19 protein-coding genes are annotated in these 21,853 nt (G+C 56.3%); 6 read left to right on the forward strand and 13 right to left on the reverse strand.

Annotated elements, in window-relative coordinates:
• Positions 1 to 33: 33 nt before the first annotated feature.
• Positions 34 to 2,310, forward strand: a complete 2,277-nt coding sequence (locus HOV93_RS14680) for an ABC transporter permease (protein ID WP_207397268.1) — start codon at positions 34 to 36, stop codon at positions 2,308 to 2,310.
• 223 nt (positions 2,311 to 2,533) lie between these two features.
• Here the strand turns inward: HOV93_RS14680 and HOV93_RS14685 are convergent, their stop codons facing one another.
• The 3 genes from HOV93_RS14685 to HOV93_RS14695 form a co-directional block, all read right to left on the reverse strand.
• Entirely contained in the window at positions 2,534 to 3,979 is a 1,446-nt protein-coding gene (locus tag HOV93_RS14685) for a DUF11 domain-containing protein (RefSeq protein WP_207397269.1), read from the reverse strand.
• 19 nt (positions 3,980 to 3,998) lie between these two features.
• Positions 3,999 to 4,880 (reverse strand): hypothetical protein, encoded by an 882-nt coding sequence (locus HOV93_RS14690; protein ID WP_207397270.1) that lies wholly within the window; start codon positions 4,878 to 4,880, stop codon positions 3,999 to 4,001.
• Positions 4,881 to 5,064: 184 nt separating this feature from the next.
• Positions 5,065 to 6,270, reverse strand: coding sequence for a hypothetical protein (locus HOV93_RS14695; RefSeq protein ID WP_235990397.1), 1,206 nt, complete (start codon positions 6,268 to 6,270; stop codon positions 5,065 to 5,067).
• Between the two features lie 301 nt (positions 6,271 to 6,571).
• Here HOV93_RS14695 and HOV93_RS14700 point away from each other — a divergent pair, with 301 nt between their 5' ends.
• Together HOV93_RS14700 and dtd are read left to right on the forward strand one after the other, a co-directional pair.
• Entirely contained in the window at positions 6,572 to 7,432 is an 861-nt protein-coding gene (locus HOV93_RS14700; RefSeq protein WP_207397271.1) for a hypothetical protein, read from the forward strand.
• Positions 7,432 to 7,881, forward strand: a complete 450-nt coding sequence (dtd, locus tag HOV93_RS14705; protein WP_207397272.1) for a D-aminoacyl-tRNA deacylase — start codon at positions 7,432 to 7,434, stop codon at positions 7,879 to 7,881. The genes HOV93_RS14700 and dtd overlap by 1 nt, the downstream gene beginning before the upstream one ends.
• Before the next feature lie 30 nt (positions 7,882 to 7,911).
• Here the strand turns inward: dtd and HOV93_RS14710 are convergent, their stop codons facing one another.
• The gene (locus HOV93_RS14710) at positions 7,912 to 8,652 is read right to left on the reverse strand and encodes a metal-dependent hydrolase (RefSeq protein ID WP_207397273.1); all 741 of its coding nucleotides are present in this window, start codon (positions 8,650 to 8,652) and stop codon (positions 7,912 to 7,914) included.
• Positions 8,653 to 8,877: 225 nt separating this feature from the next.
• On the opposite strand from HOV93_RS14710, the gene HOV93_RS14715 reads away from it, so the two are divergent.
• Both HOV93_RS14715 and HOV93_RS14720 read left to right on the forward strand, forming a co-directional pair.
• Positions 8,878 to 9,801: a CvpA family protein gene (locus tag HOV93_RS14715; protein WP_207397274.1), complete on the forward strand. Its 924-nt coding sequence runs from the start codon at positions 8,878 to 8,880 to the stop codon at positions 9,799 to 9,801.
• A 467-nt stretch (positions 9,802 to 10,268) separates the two neighbouring features.
• Positions 10,269 to 10,973: a phospholipase D family protein gene (locus HOV93_RS14720; protein WP_207397275.1), complete on the forward strand. Its 705-nt coding sequence runs from the start codon at positions 10,269 to 10,271 to the stop codon at positions 10,971 to 10,973.
• Between the two features lie 97 nt (positions 10,974 to 11,070).
• Here the strand turns inward: HOV93_RS14720 and HOV93_RS14725 are convergent, their stop codons facing one another.
• The 9 genes from HOV93_RS14725 to HOV93_RS14765 all read right to left on the reverse strand — a co-directional run bounded on the left by HOV93_RS14725 (position 11,071) and on the right by HOV93_RS14765 (position 20,851).
• Complete coding sequence (locus HOV93_RS14725) at positions 11,071 to 12,063, reverse strand: acetyl-CoA carboxylase carboxyltransferase subunit alpha (RefSeq protein WP_207397276.1); 993 nt, start codon at positions 12,061 to 12,063, stop codon at positions 11,071 to 11,073.
• Positions 12,064 to 12,113: 50 nt separating this feature from the next.
• The gene (locus HOV93_RS14730; RefSeq protein ID WP_207397277.1) at positions 12,114 to 13,049 is read right to left on the reverse strand and encodes a serine/threonine protein kinase; all 936 of its coding nucleotides are present in this window, start codon (positions 13,047 to 13,049) and stop codon (positions 12,114 to 12,116) included.
• Positions 13,050 to 13,196: 147 nt separating this feature from the next.
• A complete protein-coding gene (locus HOV93_RS14735; RefSeq protein WP_315853418.1) occupies positions 13,197 to 14,390 on the reverse strand; it encodes a glycosyltransferase family 4 protein in 1,194 nt (397 codons plus the stop codon).
• 7 nt (positions 14,391 to 14,397) lie between these two features.
• The gene (truA, locus tag HOV93_RS14740) at positions 14,398 to 15,192 is read right to left on the reverse strand and encodes a tRNA pseudouridine(38-40) synthase TruA (RefSeq protein ID WP_207397278.1); all 795 of its coding nucleotides are present in this window, start codon (positions 15,190 to 15,192) and stop codon (positions 14,398 to 14,400) included.
• 16 nt (positions 15,193 to 15,208) lie between these two features.
• On the reverse strand, positions 15,209 to 16,222 hold the full coding sequence (locus tag HOV93_RS14745) for an aspartate-semialdehyde dehydrogenase (protein ID WP_207397279.1): 1,014 nt from the start codon (positions 16,220 to 16,222) through the stop codon (positions 15,209 to 15,211).
• Between the two features lie 274 nt (positions 16,223 to 16,496).
• Complete coding sequence (locus HOV93_RS14750; protein ID WP_207397280.1) at positions 16,497 to 17,462, reverse strand: HTTM domain-containing protein; 966 nt, start codon at positions 17,460 to 17,462, stop codon at positions 16,497 to 16,499.
• Positions 17,459 to 18,124: a hypothetical protein gene (locus tag HOV93_RS14755; protein WP_207397281.1), complete on the reverse strand. Its 666-nt coding sequence runs from the start codon at positions 18,122 to 18,124 to the stop codon at positions 17,459 to 17,461. Before HOV93_RS14755 ends, HOV93_RS14750 begins: the two co-directional genes overlap by 4 nt.
• A gap of 151 nt (positions 18,125 to 18,275) precedes the next feature.
• Complete coding sequence (locus HOV93_RS14760; protein WP_207397282.1) at positions 18,276 to 19,385, reverse strand: TIGR03000 domain-containing protein; 1,110 nt, start codon at positions 19,383 to 19,385, stop codon at positions 18,276 to 18,278.
• A 242-nt stretch (positions 19,386 to 19,627) separates the two neighbouring features.
• Complete coding sequence (locus tag HOV93_RS14765) at positions 19,628 to 20,851, reverse strand: protein-L-isoaspartate(D-aspartate) O-methyltransferase (protein WP_207397283.1); 1,224 nt, start codon at positions 20,849 to 20,851, stop codon at positions 19,628 to 19,630.
• A 201-nt stretch (positions 20,852 to 21,052) separates the two neighbouring features.
• Between HOV93_RS14765 and HOV93_RS14770 the strand changes: the two genes are divergently transcribed.
• Positions 21,053 to 21,850, forward strand: a complete 798-nt coding sequence (locus HOV93_RS14770; protein WP_207397284.1) for an HpcH/HpaI aldolase family protein — start codon at positions 21,053 to 21,055, stop codon at positions 21,848 to 21,850.
• The last annotated feature ends 3 nt before the right edge of the window (positions 21,851 to 21,853 follow it).

Here is a 21,853-nt window from a genome sequence, read left to right on the forward strand (position 1 = left end):
GCACTAAACTCAAACGTTGAGCTGACATCCCTGATGCGACCCTATCTGACGGTTATCTACGATTCCTTTCACGAAGCGTTTGTCTCGCGCGTGCTCTACATTCTGCTACTCGCGCTGACGCTCGTACTGCTGGCGATCGCTCCGCTGGGCTACGAAACCAAACGCATGGTGACGCTGCACCGCATGAGCGTGCGCGACGTACCTTCCTTCGTCGTTGAACTGCGCCAGCAAAATAACGCTGAAGGCGAGAACCCCGGCAAGCGAATCGTCGCCTTGGCAGGTGGGCCGCTCAAAGAGTTAGTCAACGCGAAGGAAGACAAAAAATTCACCGGCAGTCAGGTCAGCGATGTGGTCGATGGCTTGAACGACGTTCTCGCCAAGCAGGACTTCTACAGCGAAGCGGCCTGGAAGGATATCAGGCTCGGGCAAGAGACCAAGGTGCTGCTCAAGCAGACGCCGGAGAAGTTGACCGGAGATGATCTCTCGTACTTCAATCGTTTGCTCATGCGCGATGCGTTCCCGGTTCATCTGGGCAATGTGCCGGCCGAACAGCTTTACTTAACCTATCCAGCGCTATGGGAGCCGTTGCCGCTGCCGATTACGCAAGACATGTTTGCCGCCACGGTTAAGTACATGCTCACCGCGTTCATCGATGTGTTCGTCGGGATGTTCGCTATCTTCGTGGCGATTTTAGTGACCGCGCCGATCATGCCGCGGACATTCGAGCCAGGGGCGATCGATCTTTTGCTGAGTAAGCCGATCTCTCGTTCGCTGTTGGTCTTGGCCAAGTACTTGGGGGGCTGCGCCTTTGTGCTTTTAAGTGTGACTTACTTCCTGATCGGACTGTGGCTGATTGTGGGGTGGCGATTCGACGTGTGGAGCAATTCGCTGCTGCTGTGCATTCCGGTGTTCTTGTTTCAGTTTGCCATCTATTACTGCGTGTCGGTTTTATCCGGAGTGATGTGGAGAAACTCGATCGTCTCAATTGTGGTGACGGTGCTCTTCTTTTATGCCTGCTTCGGGATTGGTTTCTTGAAGACGTCGGTCTTCGAACCGTTCATTATCAATCCGTCACGCCTGGTGCGATTGGTCGATACCGAAGAAGGCCTGGTCGGCGTGACTCAGGTAGGGCAGTTCGTGCAGTGGAACGAAGGACTGAAAGCATGGGAGGTTGTGCTGCAAAGCGAACGTCGCGGGCCTGAGAACTTCGCCATGCAATCGATCTTGATCGGACCGATCTACCACGCGCCATCCGAGTCGATGCTGTACCTGCAGCAGCCTACCGGGGGCGGATCGCGTCGCCGCATGGGCATGAATGGCGCTTCGCTGATGACGGCCAAGTGGTCTGGCAACTGGATCGCCGAGGAAGGTCCCACGCCGCCAACAGGCGCTTCGTGGATCTTGCAGGACGCGGAAGACAACGTCTTCGTTGTCAGTTCCGCCGGTGTCTTTCTGTATGAAGGGGACGGAACCCAAAAGAAGGCCAAATTCCTCGGCTTCGATATTCCTTTGGGCGGCAACAACGCGTTCAAGCGACTTGGCCCTAAGGAAGGTGTGCCATATTTTCCACCCTTTGCTGCCGCGATTGATCCGTCGTCTGATCGGCTACTGATTGAAAATCAGGGATCACTTTATTTGCTCGAGCGTGAAAAACAAAAAGGTTACGTGGTCACCACCGAGGCCAAGCGAGATAGCGAAGGGGAAGCCGTCGTGGGCCTGACCGATAAGCTGGCCGTGGTGGCCGACAAGAACGGCCATATCGAACTTCGTGATGCCCAGACGCTGGAGGTTCAAGAGACGTTTCGGCCTGCAGGCGATTCGCCCCCCAGTGCGCTCGAAACAAGCCGCGACGGAAAGTACATCGCGGTCTTATTTCATGACGGAGCTTTATGGCTGTACGACGTCGGGGCAGGGCAGGGGAGTCGCATCGATAGCGATGCCTCGGCGATGGCTTTCGACGAAGATAATCTCATCTTCGCCGACAACAAAACACGTGTCCGCGTCCAATCGCTGGCCAGTGGAGAAACGCTGGAGACCTATTGGCCGGTATCGGACTGGTGGCGTTTCACGTATGACTGGGCGATTCAGCCGATCTACTACGTCTTCCCCAAACCAGGTGAGTTGAACAACCTGCTGAAGTACCTTGTGACCGACGAATCGACCAGCTCGTTCCAAGGCCCACAGTCAACCGGCGACCTCCGCGAAGTACGCATGGCCGACAATATCGTCATGCCGGTGGTGCACAATCTGATCTTCATCTGCGTGATGCTGGGAATTACCTGCTTCTATGTGAGTCGATTGGATTTGTAGCAGAAGAGGATTAGTAGCCACAGAGAAGAAGTGCACGGTGTGACGAGTCCGAACCACCCACAGATTGAGAAAACGATCGGCAGCCCACGTCTTATCCACGAAATTCGCAGGCACTCTTCATCTCTTCCTCAGTGCTCTTAGTGCCCTCTGTGGCAAACACATCATCAGCTCCCAGCAAACACTCTTACTGAAAACTGAACACTGAAAACTTCAAACTGCTTTATCACCTCACCCGACACTTAAACCGGATGATTCCCCCCGCCTGAACGGCCAGCGGATCTTGGATTTCCCAGCGGAGAACTTCGCTGCCGGCTTCGTTGGCTTGCTTCAGGAACTTGGCGTCGAGGTTGCACTGAGCCGAACCTTCGACGTATTCCAGACGCGGGGTCAGGTTGTCGATGATCGTCACGTTGCCCATGACCTGGGTGCCGACGTTATCGAATCGCAGAGTGAACTCGACGATGTCGCCGATCTCAGCAGCACCTTTGTCGGCGAGCTTGATCACTCGCAGACGTGGTTCGCCGGGGACTTCCGACCACACGAATTCGTGCGGCGTGTCGCCGTCGGCAACTTCGGAAGCTTTGCGTCCTTCCAGAACGACCTGAACTTGCTGGTTGTCGGTCCAGGTGACGGCATTTTGCAGGCTCTGCGAGAGACGCGGCTTTTCGCCTTGTTCTAAGATGCCGTAACGAACGAGGCTGAGGTTCTCGTAGGCTTTGAACTCTTCGATGAATTGATGCGGCTTCTGCCAGTTGTGGGCGATCAGCGGCGGCAGGTCTTCGGTCAGAGCATTGGCATTCTTGCCGCCGATCTCTCCACGAAGTGCCAACGGTTGAACCATGCCAACCGGCGTTCCGTTTTGCTGTTGGTTGATCAGCTGCAGGTCGGCATCGATGCCAGCGATCTGCCGGCCGAGGACTTCCTGGTTCAGCCCGGCGACCTTGCGAACGGCAGCAAAGCGAGGCGAGTAAACGCAGACGCGATTACTGGGAGTCACGATGCGTTTGCCGTCGAGTGTATCGTAATGGCCGATGGTGTCTTCAATGTCCAGGCCGTGCACGCCGAACTCGCCGTCAATCGCGGCGCGGAGGTTGCGGTCGCCACCGTCGTACAGGTATTCGTCTTCGGGATAGCAAGGAGCCGCCTGAAACGGAACACCGGCGGCCCGGCAGGTCTGACAGGTGCCAGCCGTCGCGCCATGGTGGCAGATGGAATTCGGATGCTGGCAGCCAGGCCCACACGGAGGCATCATCTGCCCGCGCGGAAAGGCGTAGTTAATCGGCTGTGTGGGAACCTGTGCGGCGGTCGGTTGCCCTTCGATCGGCACTTCAGCCGAGGTACGCTGGATGGCGTGCGGGCTGTTGTACTGTGGCGCGGTCGCCGTATTGGCTGGGGCCTGGAACGGTTGGCCTTGATAGCGAGATTGATACTGCGGCACGCCGTTGAGCCCGGTGTCTTCAGCGGACTGAACTGGGGCAGGGGAGGGGGCCGAGGTGTAGTCGTACTCAGGCACGTGCGGCTTGACGAACGTGACGCCAGCGTCCGGTTTGACCGGGGCCTCTTCTTTCTGCTTGGCTTGTCGATTGAGCGAGCAAGCCGAAAACGCAGAACCACAAGCGACCAGCAAGGTCAGCGTGACGAGTTGTCGAAGGGCAATGTTGTTTTTCATCGATCGTGATTCCGTCGGGCTATCGCTGCGTAGGATATCCGGGCTGCGCCATGTACTGAGGATGCGTCGGCCAGGGTGCCGTGTTGCGGCGAACGTTTTCTTCCCGCTGATGAAATTCGGTGCGAGGTCGAGCTTTAGGAGCCAGGGCCTGCATAGGCACGCCAGGCATCGGACCTGGTCCCATCGGAATTTCGACGCCGCCTGCCGGGGCAGGGGGGGGATTGCCGAACAGTTGGATCGGCGGTGATTGGTAAGTGAACTCGCCAGGCATGTCTTCAGCGGTTGGTCGTCTCGAACCAAGTCGCAAGATGGCTACCGGTCGTCCGAGCGAATCGGCCGTCACGACAGGGTCGGTACCCGGTTCAACTTCAAACCACGGCTGGAAGCCAGGCTCGTAGGCATTGGGGATGGCCGTGCGTGGGTTTTCCAGATAGATCACCCGCGTGACGAACTTGCCGCTGAGTGCGTATTGCAATTCTTCTTGCGTGATGTGAATGGGAATCGGGAATTGCAGTTCCATGCCGGCCGGCGGATAGGTGCGGTCGATCACTTCGACCGACGGATACAGCTCGGCACCGGGACGGAAGGGGATCTGTGTCACGCGGAAGCGATACACGGCCCCGATCAGGCATCCGTAAGTTTGCGGAGCCGGTTGATCGTCGGTGAACGCGTCGTGAATCACGGCCGCGACCTTGGCACCTTCAGGCAAGACCATTTGAATGGGCTGCGAATATCCGGGGATGCCACGTCCCTTGATGTTCTGAAACTGGCCAATCGTGCCAGGGTTCAGACGTTCGGTGTAAAGAGGCACCAGGCCGGATTGGGCCTTGGCAATGTCCGCGGCGGCCAACACCAGGAAGGCAGCGACGAGCAAGATGTTTTGCAGTTGAATTCGTTTCACGGCGATCTTCTTCCCTGAAGGTCTGCGTGAGGTCGGGGGGACTACCAGGTTTGGGCCTTGGAAGTGAAGTTGTCGAAGTGCCTTCCGGGCCTGATTTAGCTTGTTCTCCGGCATGGAAGTAGGGTCGCGGAATCATGTCCGCGACCCTGTTCCATTGCCATGGAGAATTGGTCGTTGGGCAGGGCTAGTTAGCCGGGCACCACTGACCGTTGGCGTCGTAGTAGCCACCGCCTGCGGGCGGGACTTGCTGATGCATGTCGGCAAACGGTTGCTTCAGATTAGGCGAAGGATGAATGTTCTCTTCGGTAATCCAAGCACGGTTTGGCGGCTGCGGGTAGCTGATGCCAGGACGCTGTTTGACGTGAACAGCAACCTTGGGCGTTGGGCCTGGGATATTCATGTGCGTGTGATTCTTGATCACATGCTTCTGCAATCCAGCAGGTCCACCCAGCGGAATGTGTGGCGGGCCAGGCAAGCCGATTGGCGTACCCGTGGTTGGCATGCCCCACATCGGAGCCGTCATTCCGGCAACGTATGGACCAGGACCAGCACCAGGACCGGCACCGGCTGCGGCACCCATACCAGGGCCCATGCCAGGACCAGGACCACAGTAAGCTCCGCCGGCAGGCACACCGATTGGCATTCCGCCAGCCATCATGCCGCCGAAATCTTCGCCGGGAACTTCGAGGTCTTTGTTACCAAGGCGAACGATTGCCATGATCGAACCGCGGCGGTCCGCTTCAACAATCGGGTCGACGCCTGGATCCAAGCGAGTCGAGACAAGCGTTTCGACATTGGCCAGGGCCAGCTCTTGGTAGTTCGGATCGGGCAGGTAGATGACCTTGGTCACATAAGTGCCGCTACGAACTTGAGCGAAGTCGCCTTCGGTGAACTGCACAGGAATGGCGTTGTGAGCCAGGAAGGCTTCGGTTCGCGGTGTGGCGAATCCGATTTCCAAGGTCGGGTACAACTCGACGCCTGGTTGGCCTTCGATGTTGGTGACCTTCAGACGGAAGATTCCGCCTTGTGGGAAGTTCTTAGAGAACGGCACGATCCGTGGTTCGGAATCGTACATGCCGATCGCACCGATGTCCCAGCTAACCTGCATGCCGTCGGGCGAGACGAACAGCACTTGGCTGGTCCAGCTTGGAGCCGGCATTGGCGGGATTCCACCGGGACCGCCCATCGGCATCATTGCCGAGACAGGCTGAATCGGCGGAGGTGCCAAAACACCTGGGCCAGGGCCATCGACGCCTGGGCCAGGATGACGTAGTTGCTGAGCCGGAGGCAAGTTATAGCCACCGGCAGCTTGTTGCCCAACGTGCTGACAGCCGGTGCCGGCAACAGCAGTTAGAAGCATCAAGGTCCACATCCATAAAGTTTGTTTCATGATTTCCCCCTCACTAAACCCTTGCTGTCGCGCCATCGCGGCATTCTCCATGGCAAGAGCGGAGATCCTCTCAGGTATTCGTAAGTGACCAATGGTTGCGAGCGGTTAAGGGCTACGCCGCCAACGGTTCCAAAGAACCTCACCGACTGACGTGGACCCGGCCTCAAGGAAATCCTTACAATCTCAGCCGTCGAACCGGCATCAATGCCAGACACGACTCAAGCGCAAGACTAATCCTCGTTGCCATTAATGTTCGGCGTGGCAGGACAGGATTCTTTGGGAAAACCGGCAAATCCCAGCCATGAAAGATAATCGCTTCAAATTAACAGCCCTGATCGCGGTAGCACTGCTAGCCGTTGGCGTCGGCTTGGGGTACGCCTCGCAGCGCTTACGCGACAGCAGTGCTAGTGGCGTCGGGGCAGGGGATAACGCCACCTCCGGCAACCAACTGGGCCTCGATATCGACTTGCTGTTGAAGAACGTCGTCGATCGCTGGCAGCAGGTCGACGCTTTGACGGCCGATGTGAACTGGCAGGTGCATCTGTTCGGCCACACCCTGCAAGGAATAGGCGAGTACACGCAGTCGGGCCGCGGGCCAGCGCAGCGACACGGGGTCATCTTGAAGAGTACGAGTTCCGTAGCGCCAATGTTCTTTCAGCAAGCGGTGCTGGCAAGCGAGGCGGTTGTGTGGACGCAGTGGAAAACGAACGTCGAAGAGTCGGCTTCCATGGTCCGGCTCGACGACCTGGCACCTGCCCACCAAAAGATGCCGCGAGCCGGGATCGCTCATTTAATCTGGCGCATGCAAAAAAGCTATCAATTCACTTCGATCGAAAACGTGGTCCAGGGGCAACGGCAATTGCTTCTCGTGCGAGGATCGAAAAAGGGGGACGCAGCGGCGTTGTTTCCTTTTCTTCGTCAGCAACCCAATGGTGTCAGCTTGCTGTTGGATGCAGGGTCGGGGTTTCCGCATCGTATTCAATGGGAATCGATCGAGCCCACGCAGCGGAAACCATTGGTGACGGTCGAATTGGTGCGCGTGCGAGGGAATGTTTCGCCCAACAGCGAACTGCTATCACCCCGGACGATCGTGCCGGATGCAACCGATCAGACCGAGGCCTATCGAATGGCCGTGATGGCTGGGGCAGGGGGGCACTACTGATGCGCGGCGTCGTGCAACGCGTTCTGGAAGCTCACGTGAAAGTCGATGGCCAGGTCGTCGGGCAAATCGAGCAAGGCCTGGTGGTGCTGCTGGGAGTGGCGGAAGGGGATAAGGCCGCGGACCTGAAGTACCTGGTCGAGAAAACAATTCACCTGCGAATCTTTGAAGATGACGACGGCAAGATGAACCGTAGCGTGCTCGACGTCGGCGGCAGCATCTTGGCGATCAGCCAGTTCACGCTGCTAGGCGATTGCCGCAAGGGCCGCCGACCTAGTTTCATCAGCGCGGCAAAACCGGAAGAGGCCAACGCGATGTACCAAGCCTACGTGCAGCAAATCCGCGAGCAGGGACTGACTGTCGAGACGGGTATCTTTCAAGCCGACATGAAGGTCCACCTGGTGAACGATGGACCGGTGACGTTGATGCTCGATAGCCGCAAGATTCTTTAACGCTGGCTGAGATCACGCTGTGGAACAAGACTACCGCTGAATGAGCGGTGGTTGTTCGGTTGCGATCTGCTGTGTGGGTACGGCTTCTGTTTCTTGGTGATGTGGATGGAACCGGTAATGTTCCATCATGATCGGATCACCCACAGCGACAACGACTAATACGATAAGTTTGCTATAGGTGGATACATTCGACCATAGGCTTTTGCCATACCAGAACTTGATAGCCGTGCCGAACGAGCTTTTAAATCGTATCCGGGCCCCCTGCCATTGAACCGACCATATTTCGTCGAGAATCAGGTGGACCATGAAGCCGATGAAGACGGCCGCACTCTTGAAGATGCGAACGTCGAGGTTTTCGCCAGAGACCACGATGAATGCCAATAGACCACACGAAATGGCCGCCGGAATACTGTGCCACATGCCGCGATGCACGGTGTAGCGTTTGAAGATCTCGGCCACGCCGAAACGGATGGTGATATAGACCAACGCACCGGCCAACGCGATCGCTTCGGCGCTGAGCCCCATGTGTTGCCAACGATCGACCATCAGCATGGGCACGACGGCTGCTAAGACGTTGCTTGTTTCGCGAAGGGGTCGACCAGAGCCGGAGTCTAAGTCTGGCAAAATACCAGCCAGGCTGCATAGGCCTGCACCGAGCATGCACGAGATGATCCGATTCGGCTCAGGCGTATCGAGTAGAAAGTAGCCTGCGAAGCCAACGCCAACGCCGACTGCCGTGCTGGTCGAAATGTGCGTATTGAAATCGGCCATGGATCCCCTGCCTCAAAAAACTTTTAGTGCGCCCCCCTGCCAGTGCATCGGCGCGCGATAGGTCGTTAGTTCGGCACTTGTACCGGAAGGATACGTTTAGTTTCCAGAGCATCTTTTCAACGCCCGCTAGCAGCATGAGAAACTGACCTTCGGATTTCCACGTAACGTTCGTATACTCGTGCGACTTCTGGGGCGAAGTTTTTTTGGAGCTATGGATAGCGAACAATGGTTGCATACGATTTTCTCATGCTGGCAATCCTCGGAGGAGCAATCCTGTGGGGTCTGTACAAAGGCATGGTCTGGCAAATTGCTTCGTTTGCTTCGCTCGTGGCCAGCTACTTTATCTCGATGCAACTTCGCGAGCCGGTCGCCAACGCGCTGGGGCTTCAGCCACCATGGGGAAACCAGGCCGCGATGCTGGGTTTGTACATGACGACTTCGTTGGTCATCTGGGTCATCTTCTCAATGGTCAACAAGACGCTGAAGAGCTTTGAACTCAAGAGTTGGGATCGCCAGGTCGGTGCCGGACTGGGGCTCGCCAAAGGAGTGCTGCTGTGCATCATCGTGACGATGTTCGCCGTGGCATTGACCAAGGATGATAGCCGCCAGCAAATCGTTCAGTCGAAGTCTGGTTTCTACATCACCAAGGTGATCGACAATCTGCAAGGCGTGATGCCGGCCGAAGTGAACGAGGTCGTGGGGCCATTCATTGAACGCTACAACCAACGCATCGACGGACAGAATCCCGAGTGGTTCGCCGACACCGGAGCCGGTACCAGTGGTGGTGATGGCGTGGCGATCGACCCAGCCAATTTCAACCTCCAGAGCGAGTTCCAGAACTTCCAGAATAACGTGCAGGATCGGATTCAAAATAACATTCAGAATCAGGTCCAAGAGCAAACAGGGCAGTTCCAGAATTTCGTGAATCAGACGATCGATAATCCACAAAATGCTCAGTCGAATTGGCAGCAGTATTCCGGCCAGGCTCAGCCGCCGCAACAGCCAGGATATTATCCACCGCAGATGAACATTCCGGCGCCGCAGCAGCAGGGCGGCAGCTACTATCCGCAGTACTCGCAGCCGCCACAACAAGCACCGGCTCCGATGCAGAACGGCCAGCCATATTACCCAACGCAGCCACGGTACTAAGAGCCGAACTGGCAACGTCAGGGCAGAAGCGGTCCAAAACCGGGAAATACACAAAACCCGGTAAAAATAGGCCTCGAACCGCACATAACAAACATTATCGGACGTTGCAGTGGGGGTTCTATGGAGACTGGGTTATCCGTCTCCTTCGTCTGATCAGGCCCTACTCTCTCATGAACTTCGTTGCCATCGCTGCGAAGATCGTCTCTCAGGATCGCTTCTCGTCGCCGCGAAGATCGACGGCCGACTCCCAGGTCCAAACGCCATCGGAAAGCGTCTCTTGGCGCGTTCCATTTCGAAACGAAAAAGCCGCCGCGAGATTGCCTGACGACAGCTTGATTGGGTGATGAATTTCGTTGCCAAGTTGGCTTCGATAACAACTACAGAATCCACTTCGAGACTGGCCCGTTCAACTCTGGTAAACTCGTGGGCTCTGTTCCCACTAACGAAACATTTCCTTAGTTCATGCCATGGCTAAATTCTTAAACACTTCCGGTATCACGTACCACTTAGAACAGCTCATCAAGTCGACAAAAGAACGCTTGGTGATCATCAGTCCGTACCTTCGGCTCAGCGATAAGATCCGTGAGCTAATTGAAGATCTCGACAGATTAAAAATCGATATTCGACTCGTGTATGGGAAAAACGATCTCCATCCCAGGGAGTCTGCATGGTTGGAGTCGTTGACCTTTGTTCGCTGCAGCTTTTGTAAGAACCTTCATGCAAAATGCTACCTGAACGAATCGGAAGCTATCATCACTTCGATGAACATCTACGAGTTCTCTCAAGTCAACAACAATGAAATGGGAATCGTGTTCAATCGAGATGACGACCCAGAGCTTTTCAAAGACACTTACGATGAGGCCCAGCGACTGATCCGCATTAGTGATCAAGTCAAAATCAGTGTTGAGCTAATCGAAGCAGAAGTTGTCGAGGACGATCCGATAGCCGAGGCGAACTCTCTCGCGAAACAGATCTCGACAAGCCAACTCGCTAAGCAATTAAAGCGACCTTCCAAAGCTCTGTTTTCCGAATTGCAAGAGAAAGGTTGGATCGCACGAAATGATAACAATTGGGAGCTAACTGATCTCGGCAAACAAAAAGGTGGCGAGGTGAAGAACAGCAAACGTTTTGGCGACTACATCACTTGGCCTCAAAATGTATCGCTCGACTAAAAAATGAACATAGTCTTTCGAAACGAAAAAGCCGCCGCGAGATTGACTGGCGACGGCTTGATTTGGTGATGAATTTCGTTGCCAAGTTGGCTTCGATTTAGCTCGCCGGTTCGGCTTGAGCGGTTTCTGTTTCGCGTTCCAGGAACATGCCCATTTGGCGGAACTTGCCGTAGCGATCTTCGACCAGTTGGTCGGTTGGTTTGGCGATCAGTTCGTTGACCGTTTTGACGAGATACATCTTCAGGCGAGCTGCCATTTGATGATGGTCTCGGTGGGCTCCGCCGAGTGGCTCTTCGATCACGTCGTCGACGATTCCGAACTTGGGAAGATACTTCGAGGTGAACTTCAGGGCCTCGGCAGCTTTGGCTTTGAACTCGTGGCTCTTCCACAGGATGCCGGCACAACCTTCGGGGCTGATCACCGAGTAGTAAGCATGCTGAAGCATGGCCGTGCGATCGGCGACGCCGATGCCTAGTGCGCCGCCAGAGCCACCTTCGCCGATGACGACCGAGATGATTGGCGTCTTCAGACGCGACATGGCGAACATCGAATCGGCGATCGCCATGGCCTGGCCGCGTTCTTCGGCGCCGATGCCTGGGTAGGCGCCCGGCGTGTCGATGAACGCGATGACCGGCAGGTTGTACTTCTCGGCGAGCTCCATCTTTTCGATCGCCTTGCGGTAGCCTTCAGGATTGGCACAGCCGAAGTAGCACTCGCTGCGTTCCTTCAGGTCGCGTCCTTTGAAGTGCCCGAGGAACATCACCTTGTGCTTGTCGAGTTTGGCGAAGCCGGTTCGCAGTGCGCGGTCGTCACCAAACTTGCGGTCGCCGTGCAGCTCGACGAACTCGTCGAAGACCAGGTTCAGGTAGTCGGCCGACTGAGGCCGCTTTTGGTGACGGGCAACTTCCACGGTTTGCCATGGCGAGAGATCGGCGTAGATCTCGCGCATCGTATCGGTGAGTTGCTTGCGGACGCGGCGGATCTCGTCGTGGTGTTCCGGTGTGTCGCTTTTCTCGGCTTCAAGCTGTTTCAGTTTGTTCTCGAGGGTTTCAATCGGCTGTTCGAAGTCGAGATAGATCGAGGTGCTCATGAAAGCTTTCAGTGCTCCAGGCAATTAATGGGATAGAACGCTTGGCGAAACTAGGAATCGCCAGACGCCGAGGTGGAATCGTCACCGCTGGCCGCGGCCGCTTTTTCTCGTTCAACGAGTGCGGCTGGCTTACGGGGTGGAATATTGTAAATCTTGGTGCTCTTCAACAGTCGCACGACATCGGTCATCGTGTCGGGCCGCTTTTTGGGATCCTTCGCCATCAAGCGTTCGACCAGCGAAGAAAAATCTGACGTGACGTTCTCGCTGGCAGCTTGCAGCGACGGAATACCGGCACGCAAATGTTTATCGAGTAGGTGATCGGGACTGGTAGCCGTATAGGGCAACTTGCCACTGATCAATTCAAAGATCGTACAGCCAAAACTATAGATATCGGCGCGGTCATCTAATGCTGCACCACGTATCTGTTCTGGTGACATATAACTGCGGGTACCTTGGACGTTGCCTTTGACTTTCGATCCGCCAAAGAGCTTGCCGAGGCCGCTCTTCTTTTTCTGCGCGATCGAAAAGTCGATGAGCTTAACGTTGCCTTCGGTGTCGAGCAGATAATTGTCTGGCTTCACGTCGCAGTGAACCCAGCCTTGCTCGTGCATGTAGCCGAGGCCTCTGGCTCCCTCTTCGATGATCTTGGGTGTCCAGTAGGCGAGCTCTTCTACGCCTTCGCGAATGGCCATCTTCATGTTGCGCGAGATGGCGAATTCCAGGACGAGATAGGCGACACCGCGGAAGTTGTCGAACTCGTAGACATGAATGACCAAAGGATGATCGAACTTGCCGGCGACGGTGAACTCGTGCTTCAGCGAGTTGATCTCGTCCTTGTCGCGAATGTAGTTCTCGCGAAGTGTTTTGATGACGACCCGGCGATTGTCCAAGTCATGGATCGCTTCCCATACCTGGCACGTCTTACTGGCGCGCAGCATGCGTATCAAGCGGTACGGACCGATATAGTTTCTTCCTGCGGTAGACACCGATGAGATTATCCGTGAGGAGGATTTGCCCCTATTTGTCCCGAAAGTCTATCGGATCGACAGACGTCTTAATCTTACCCTAATCAAAGGAGTTTCAAAAGAGCGAACTACCGGCACATCTACCGTAACCACAATGGTTTTCCAGGGTTAGACTACTTCACATCCATTTCGGCGAAGCACTTCCTGATAGATTTCGCGCAGTCTGCGGGTCATTACCTGGTGCGGAAAGACCTGACTGCACCGCTGTCGCCCTTCTTCTCCCAGCTTTTCGCGGAGTTCAGGATCGTCGCACAGTTGGATTAGCGCGGACGTTAATTGGGCCGTATCCCCTGGCGGAAGCAAGAAACCGGTCTCCATGGTGGACACCACCTCGCGTGCCCCGTCGATATCGAAACTGACGGCCGGCTTGCCACTTAAAAGCGCTTGCGGAAGTGCGCGGGCCAGCCCTTCGCGCAGGCTGGTATGCACGAGAACATCCATCGCCGAGATATACTTCGGGATGTCACTCGGGGGTACCAGGCCGACGAGAATGAAGTGATCGGTCAGCCCTGCCTCGGCAATCATTCCCTCAAACTTCTCGCGCAGAATTCCATCTCCTACGAAAAGAAACTTGGCCTGCGGGCACTTAGCGACGACTTCTTTTGCCGCCTGAATTACATACTCGTGCCCTTTCAGATGAAACAGCCGAGCAATCTTGCCGATCACCACATCGCCGGGCTGAATGCCGAGTTGCTGGCGAGTTGGCTCGCGCAGTCCCCTGCTCTCTAGAAAGGGTTCGACTTCCATGCCGCTGTAGACGGTGACGAACTTTTCGCGCGGCGCGACTTTGGCTTCGACTAAGAGATCGGTCATCGCATCGGCCACGCTGACCAGTTGGTGACACTGGCTAGATGCGTAGCGCTCGCAGGCAATGAAGAACTTCCGCGCGAGCGTCGATTGATAGGGATGAAACGGAGCGCCGTGCACGGTGTGAATGATGGCCGGTACCTTTAACGCCGTGGCGGCCCTGCGCCCGAGCATGCCCCCCTTCGCGCTATGCGTGTGCACCACTTCAGGCTGAAACTTTTTGATGGCCGCTTTGACTTCCTGATAGCCTCGGCAGTCGGTGACCGGATGAATGTTCCGCACGAGGTTAGGCAATGTTTGCACCGGCACCCCTTGGGCGTGGGCTTGCTGCAGCAGGTTACCTTCGGGGCCTTCGCTCGGTCCGGTAATCAGCAGAACGTCGTCACCAAACTCTTGAACCAGATCCAAGCAGTTGTAAAGCGTGTTCTCTTGCGCGCCGCCAATGATCATTCGGGTAATCACATGAGCAACACGCATGGGATGATTGGCTTTCAAGAAAGATTCAGTGGTGCGGAGGGTAATGGACCTGAAGCAAGTATAGTCCATGCGCCGGAGCCGTCATGCCGGCTTGAGACCGATCGCACGAGGCGATGATTTCGGCCATGGAATCGGCGGTGCGCCTCCCCTGCCCTATGTCGACCAGCGTGCCGGCGATAATGCGGACCATGTTGTACAAGAATCCAGTGGCTTCGACTTCGATGAAGATCTTCGCGCGTTCGTCGGCGTCGTGCACCGTCACGGTGGCATCGAGCATCGTGCGTACGGTCGATTGACGCGGCGAGCCGGTGGATTGGAACGTGGCGAAGTCGTGCTCGCCGATCAATGCCTGGGCGGCGGCCTGCATCGAGGGGACATCAAGGATACGTTTGACAAACCAGGCATGCTTGAGCGAGAACGGATCGTTGATGCGGCCTGGCTGCAGGACGTAGCGGTACCGTTTCGAGATGGCATCGTTGATCGGTCGAAAGGTGATCGGCACATCGCACGCGTGCCGCACAACGATATCGTGCGGGAGCGTGGCATTGAGTGCTTTGCGGAAGACGTCTGCTGGCATCTTCGACTTCGTATGAAAGCTGGCGACCTGTCCCCAGGCGTGCACGCCGGAATCGGTTCGCCCGCTGCCGGAAACGTGGACGTCGTCTTGCGCGATGCAGTTGATGGCCGCTTCGAGCGCCGATTGAATCGTGGGACCGGTGGCCTGACGCTGCCAGCCTTGATAGTTGGTGCCGTCGTAGGCAACGGTCAACTTAATGCAGCGGCCGGGAGAACGGGCCGCTGCATGCTCGGTAGAATTCATGGCACGCGCGCCTAGCTTAGACGGCGGCCTGACTGCGAACGAGTAGTTCGGCAATCTGCACGGCGTTGGTCGCGGCACCCTTTCGCAGGTTATCGCTCACACACCAGAACGTCAGACCGTTTTCGCAGGAAAGGTCCTTACGGATACGACCGATGAAGACATCGTTCTTGTTGGTGCAGTCCTTCGGCATGGGGTACTCCCCTGCCCCGAGATTATCGATAACGGTGATGCCGTCGGTCTTCTCGAACAATTCTCGCGCTTCGGCGGGCGAGATCGGACGTTCGGTTTCGACCATGATCGTTTCGCTGTGGCAGTTGGTCACCGGCACGCGAACGCAGGTCGGACAGACCTTGATCGAATCATCGCCGAAGATCTTCTGCGTTTCGTGCACCATCTTCATTTCTTCAGAGGTGTAGCCTTCGTACTTCTCGCTACCAATTTGGGGGATCAAGTTGAAAGCGATCTGATGGGAGAAGGCTTTGTTCTCGTAGGCCTCGCCTTTGAGAACTGCCTTGGCGCCTTCGATCAGGTCTTCTTCGCCCACAACACCCGCGCCGCTGGTGGCCTGGTAGGTGGAGACAATAACGCGTTTGATCTTGCCAGCGTCGTGCAGCGGCTTCATCGCGACGACCATTTGCGTGGTCGAACAGTTCGGACTGCTGATGATGCCTTTGTGATTCTCGATGGCTTCCGGATTCACTTCCGGCACGACCAACGGCACGTCTTCTTTCATGCGCCAGTAGCCACTTTCGTCGATGACGATGCAGCCAGCTTTGACGGCCCATGGAGCGAACTCGGCGGCGGCTTCGTCAGGCGTACTGCCGATGGCGATGTCGATCCCTTCGAACGAATCAGGCGTCAGTTCTTCCACCGTGTGCGTGGCACCGTTGAATGTGAGCTCTGTGCCGGCGGAACGTTTCGAAGCGAGGAATTTGATGGTTTTGTAGGGGAACTTGCGCTCCTCTAGTAACTGACGAATCAGTCGTCCTACGGCTCCAGTGGCTCCAACAATGGCCAGATTCTCGTACACGGGCGTTTCCTGTGGGGTTAAACAAATTACCTGTATGGATCTTAGCGGATATCCAAAACCTGCATTATAGATTCTCGCCCCGGGACACATCAACGCGTAATGAGGTTCATTCGGGCGGTAAGGCACGCCAAACAGGAAGTAGAAGCGTCTCGAATTTCCGGGTAACCCTTGGCTTCATGGTGCGTTACCGAGATTCTGCCGGGGGCATGAAATTCTTTCAGAATTAATGCGGTTTTTGCGAGAAAAACGATCGTTTGCCCCCCTGCCCTTCCCTTTAGGCAGCTTCTGGGATGGGATCTTTCTCGAGTTTGCTGCGGATCGTGGCTTCAAGTTCTCTTATGATCCAGGGGCTAACGAAAGCTAGATTGCCGATCAGCATTACAAGGCCGAAGGTAATCATGCCCATGCAAATGGCAATTCCCAGGTGTAACGGGATCGCCATGAAGAGTACCAGCGGTCGCGTTAGTCGCGGCCAAATCAGGACGCAGTAGCTGAGTTCCCACGCCAACGAAACTTGGGTCATCAGCGCGATCAGTAGCGGATAACTGGCCAGCCAGGTCATGTCCATCGATTGGTATTCGCTGTTAGCGACCGCGCCCCACATGGCGGTGCCTTCCCACCACGAATCGCCGAGCAGTTTTCCCGTGCCGGCGAACAGGTAAATGACACACATGTGTAGCTGGATCAAGCGTATCGAAACATTCGCGACGGTGCTGGTCGTGGGCTGCTTTCGCTTGGGGTAACGCCACTTTTCGATCAAGCGGTCTAAGCTGTAGGCCTCCCCTGCCCCGCCCAGCATTAAGTACATTGCCAGCATGACGTTGATTTGATCGAGACCGAACAATGCGCCCGGTGCCCGATGCGCGTAGCTGACAGCAATGATGAACGCGAGAATGCTTGTGACGCGTGAATAAAAACCGAGGGTAAACATCAGCAGGATGACCAGTGCCGCGATGTGGACCATCCACAGCATGGCCGGGTTGCCGTCGAACAGCCACAGGTAGCTGAACGCGAACGTGCTTCCCTGGTGCATCCGATCGACGAGATCCGCCGAGAACCTCCCCTGCTCTCCTATGAAGCCGGTCAGGTCGATCGACCAAACCAGATGCGTATAGAACAGCATGCTGCCGGCGAAGATGCGGACCAGTCCGAGGGTCGCCGGATCGGTCGGCCGGAACCAGAACCCATTCCAGCCATCGCGTATGCCGGTATAAAGTTCTTGCAGGTAGGTCTTGATCACAGTCGATCCTCCGGCTGAACGTTGTACACCCCGAGGACCACTTCTTCGTAAAGCGTTGAATCGTTCAAGGGACGACCGTTGGCGACATCTTGCGGAAGCGGAATGGCGTGCTGCACCATCACGATCCGAATCTTGGTCGCTTCGGGGTGTTGGCGCGCGAGGTAACGCGAGATCGAATCGAGGTAGGCATCTCGCAGTCCGGCGACTGCCTGGAACTCGGCATGGACACTAGGCGGTGCTTCCGACGGCGGAGGCTCGATAGGCACATTGGCCGTGTTGAACATCGACTCGCTGATCATGAAATGGCGGTGGTACAACAGCCGCGGCCAGTGTTGGTCGAGGCTGGGAAAGGTGCCCTCGCCGATCTCTTCATCCGCTTCGTCGAGAAGCTCGTACCGTACCAGGTGACTTGGGCCTGGGTTGGGTGCAAAGAATCGATAGCCGTGACCGCGGAGAAACGTCGCATGTAAGTAAGGGGCTATGAACTGCTCGGTTCCTTGGGCCCAATAGCTTGACGGTGGAGGGGAAGCGCACGGGCCGACAAAGAGTGCCACCAGGTGAATCAGCAGTAACACACTGACAAAACCACGAAAGCCTGAGCTCCAGGCAATTCTTGGCGTGGCAGCCTTCGCTTCGGCGGGTGATTGGGGTCGATCGTTCATGGTATTTAACGTATCGACCAAAACGACCAGAAAGGCTGCCTGAAATCGTAGGGGTTCAGGTCAGCCGATTTACAAAGAAAAAACCCTCGCCTGAAGTTTATCCAAGGCGAGGGTTTTATTGTTTAGTCAAACTATTCTGGCAAGTTCGCTACTAGAGCGAAGCAACCGAATCAGCGTTGAAGTCGAAGTTGATCTGCATTTCTTCACCACCGGTCAGGTCGATGACCTTACGCTGGGTGATTGGCGTTCCGTTGCGAAGGACGGTCACGACGATGTCGTAATCCTTCCAGGTTTCGCCTGTCGCCAGAGCAACGGTGCTGAACACACGCTGGGCACCCAGGGTACGCATTTCGTTGCCAGCCAGGGTAACCGAGGCGTTCGCAGGAACGTTCAAGGTGACCTTGGTTTCAACCGGAGCACCCACAACTTGGGTTTCTGGCTTAGTTTCTGGATCGAGTTGGAACTCAAGTTCCTTCGCTTCACCAGCGGTCATCTGAAGCTTCTTCACTTCGCGAACGAGACGACCATCGACACGCATTTCAGCGCGGACTTCGTACTCGAACTTGTAGCCTGGTTCCAGGTCACGCGAAACGAAGCGACGGATGGTACCGGTGCTCGAAGTGACTTTGTCGTTGACGTAAATCGTGGCACCTGCGGGAACATTGACGTTGATGACAGCGTCGTTACCGTGGTAGGAAGCCGATTCAGCAGGAATTGCTGGTGGCACGTCCGCTGGGACATCGACTGCAGGAGCCGATTCAGATGGCGTGTAGTACTGGTAAGTCGCACTCGAACCACCGCTGCTGCCGCCGCTCGATGCGCCGCTGCTACCGTAGCTGGAGCTGCTGCTGCCACCGCTCGAACCGCCACTGGAACCCCAGCTTCGCTTCACGCGATGGTGACCGAACAAACCGCCACCACTGCTGCCGCCGCTGGAACCCCAGCTGCTGCTGCTCGATCCACCGCTGCTACCATAGCTGGAGCTGCTGCTTCCGCCGCTGCTGCCGTAAACCTTGTCGGCACGGTGGTTATCCCACCAGCGCTGGAAGATCCCGCCACGCCAGTTGCCACTGCTGGCACCGCTCGATCCGCTCGAGCCACCACTGCTGGCGCTCCAAGAGGAACTGCTCGAACCGCCGCTGCTGCCGCCGCTCGATCCCCAGGAACCCCAGCCGGCCTCTGCCTGGCTCGTGCCCATAACCATGGCGGCACATGCCAGAGCGCCGGCCCACGCAAATTTACGCCCAATGCTGCTTTTCATACCCGGATTCACTCCAACTACCGTTTGTCAAACATGTGATTTTGCATTCGTTGCTAGGCTAGCAACACGCTGCCTTTCTAGAACTTAGCAAGTGTAGGTTTCAATTCAAGCAGAATGGGCAAAATTTGCTGAATAGATAGAATTCGTTGGCGGGTGGTTCAAGGGCCATGAAGTCCCTGCAGCGTAAAGAGTTACGCAATATTTTGAAAGCTCGATGGGGGTCTGGGTGGACACCCCCTTTTTTAACGAGCGGCTTCGATCGAGAGGTTATCGACGTACATCGTGCCAACCGCGCCAAAGTTCGTAACCCGAAACAACGCTTCACGCGTTGCAGGCGGAACGTTGACAATCTTACTCACTTCGTGCCAGTCGAGCGAACCAATAAACGGGCCCAATGCCGCTTTTCCCAGTTCGCGGCGTTGTTCGTCGTAAAATGTGATCACCATCATCGGCGCCAAGGTTCGATCAGGGCCAAGTCCCATCCCATCGACCTTCGCCCAGCCATTGATCTTCAGCCGTTGCACCTGTCGGCCGTCGAGTGCCAGCCCTTGCAGCACAAGCGCAACACGCCCGGGATCGGCGTTGGAAAGCTTCAAGCATTGCGTTCCGCCTGGGGAACTCGAATCTTCCACGAGTTCCAGTTGGCGTTGATAGTACCAGCCGGGGACGGTGCCATTTTCTGAGAGCTTTTCTTCAAAGTCTCCGTTTGTTAAACGTGGATTGGCCGGGTCTGGCTTCACCTGGCGTCGCGCTTCTGCTTCTCCGGTCATTGGCACAAATAGCGTTGGACGCAGAGGTTCGGCTTCAAGCTTGCCATCCTTCTTAGTGAACAGAACGAGCGTTTGTTGGTATCGCTCGCCGACCGGAATGATCATGCGACCCCCTTCTTTGAGCTGATCGACCAGGGGCTTGGGCACGTTTTCGGGCGAACACGTGACAATGATCTTGTCGAACGGAGCATACTGCGGCCAACCCAGGAAACCATCGCCTACTTTGGTGTAAACGTTGTCGTAGTTGAGTCGCTTCAGAGTGCGGGCCGCTTTGCGTCCGAGCGGTTCTTTGATTTCGATGCTGAAGACCTGTTTCACCAGCGGACTCAGGACTGCCGCCTGGTACCCACTGCCGGTTCCGATTTCCAGCACCTTGTCGGTGGGGCGTGGATCGAGCGATTCGGTCATGTAGGCCACGATAAACGGTGACGAAATCGTTTGATCTTCGCCAATGGGCAGCGCCATATCGTAATAGGCTTGTTGACGTTGATTCGCCGCGACAAACTCGTGCCGGTGCGTATTGCGGATTGAAGCGATGACGCGCGGATCTTTGACGCCGTTGGCGACGACCGCCGTTTCTACCAACCGGTCGCGAGCCGCCTCGTAAGGATCGCGGGCCTGGGACGCAGGGACAAACGTGAGCGAGACGAGTGCAACAACAGCACAACAGATGGTCAAACGATTCAATCGAGTCATGAGCTTGGCAGGGTAAAAAGAGGGAAACTCTAGTAGGCCTACGACCTCTCATTATAGGTTGTTTATGCTCGAAACACGCCTTTTTACCGACTTTTTTACAGGTCCGTCTTGCTTTGAAGTGCTCGCTCTGACTTGCAGCCGGCAGGCTGGAAACTGAGAATGTGTCTTTTCTGTGCCCCCGTTCGATGGAAAGACCGTCCCATGCGTCATAACCCTGTCAAAGCGAAATTGAAATCAGGCCAGCCGACTTTCGGAACATGGCTGTCGCTGGGGGACCTGTACGCCTCGCGGGTTCTGGCTCGCATGAGTTGGGATTGGCTGGCGCTCGATATCGAACACTCCGCAATCGACTGGTCTCAGGCGGCGATGATTTTTGGTGCGGTGGCCGATGCCGGCAACGTGCCGCTGGCTCGGATCCCTGATCATGACCACACGACCATCAAGCGAACACTCGACGCAGGTGCCTGGGGGATCATTGCCCCGATGGTCGATACCGTCGAGCAGGCCCAGCGCGTGATCGCTGCGGCCAAGTATCCTCCGCAAGGCAGTCGCAGCGTCGGCGGAGGCACGCACGCGATGAACTTTGGCGCGACCGCCAGCGACTATTTCCGTCAGGCGAACGACGAGATTTTGGTGATCTTACAAACAGAGAGCCCAACTGGGGTCGAAAATGCCGAGGCCATTTATGCCCTGCCTGGCTGCGACGGCATCTTCATCGGCCCTAACGACCTGCGGGCCCAAATGCGCACCCCGGACGGCACCGACCCAACGCCGGAAGCCCACGAAGCAATGATCCAGCGCGTGATCGCCGCCGGTAAGAAGGTCGGTACACCGACCGGCATGCATACGATGGAGCCAGAAGAAGCGTTGCAGCGAGCCGCCCAAGGCATGCAATTTCTGGCCGTGGGAAGCGATCTGAGAATGATGTCGGTCCAAGCCCAGGCGTCGCTCAAGACATTGCGCCCCGATGGCGATCAACGCGACCTGGCTCGGTATTAATGC

The organism is Bremerella alba, assembly GCF_013618625.1.
Lineage (GTDB): Bacteria > Planctomycetota > Planctomycetia > Pirellulales > Pirellulaceae > Bremerella > Bremerella alba.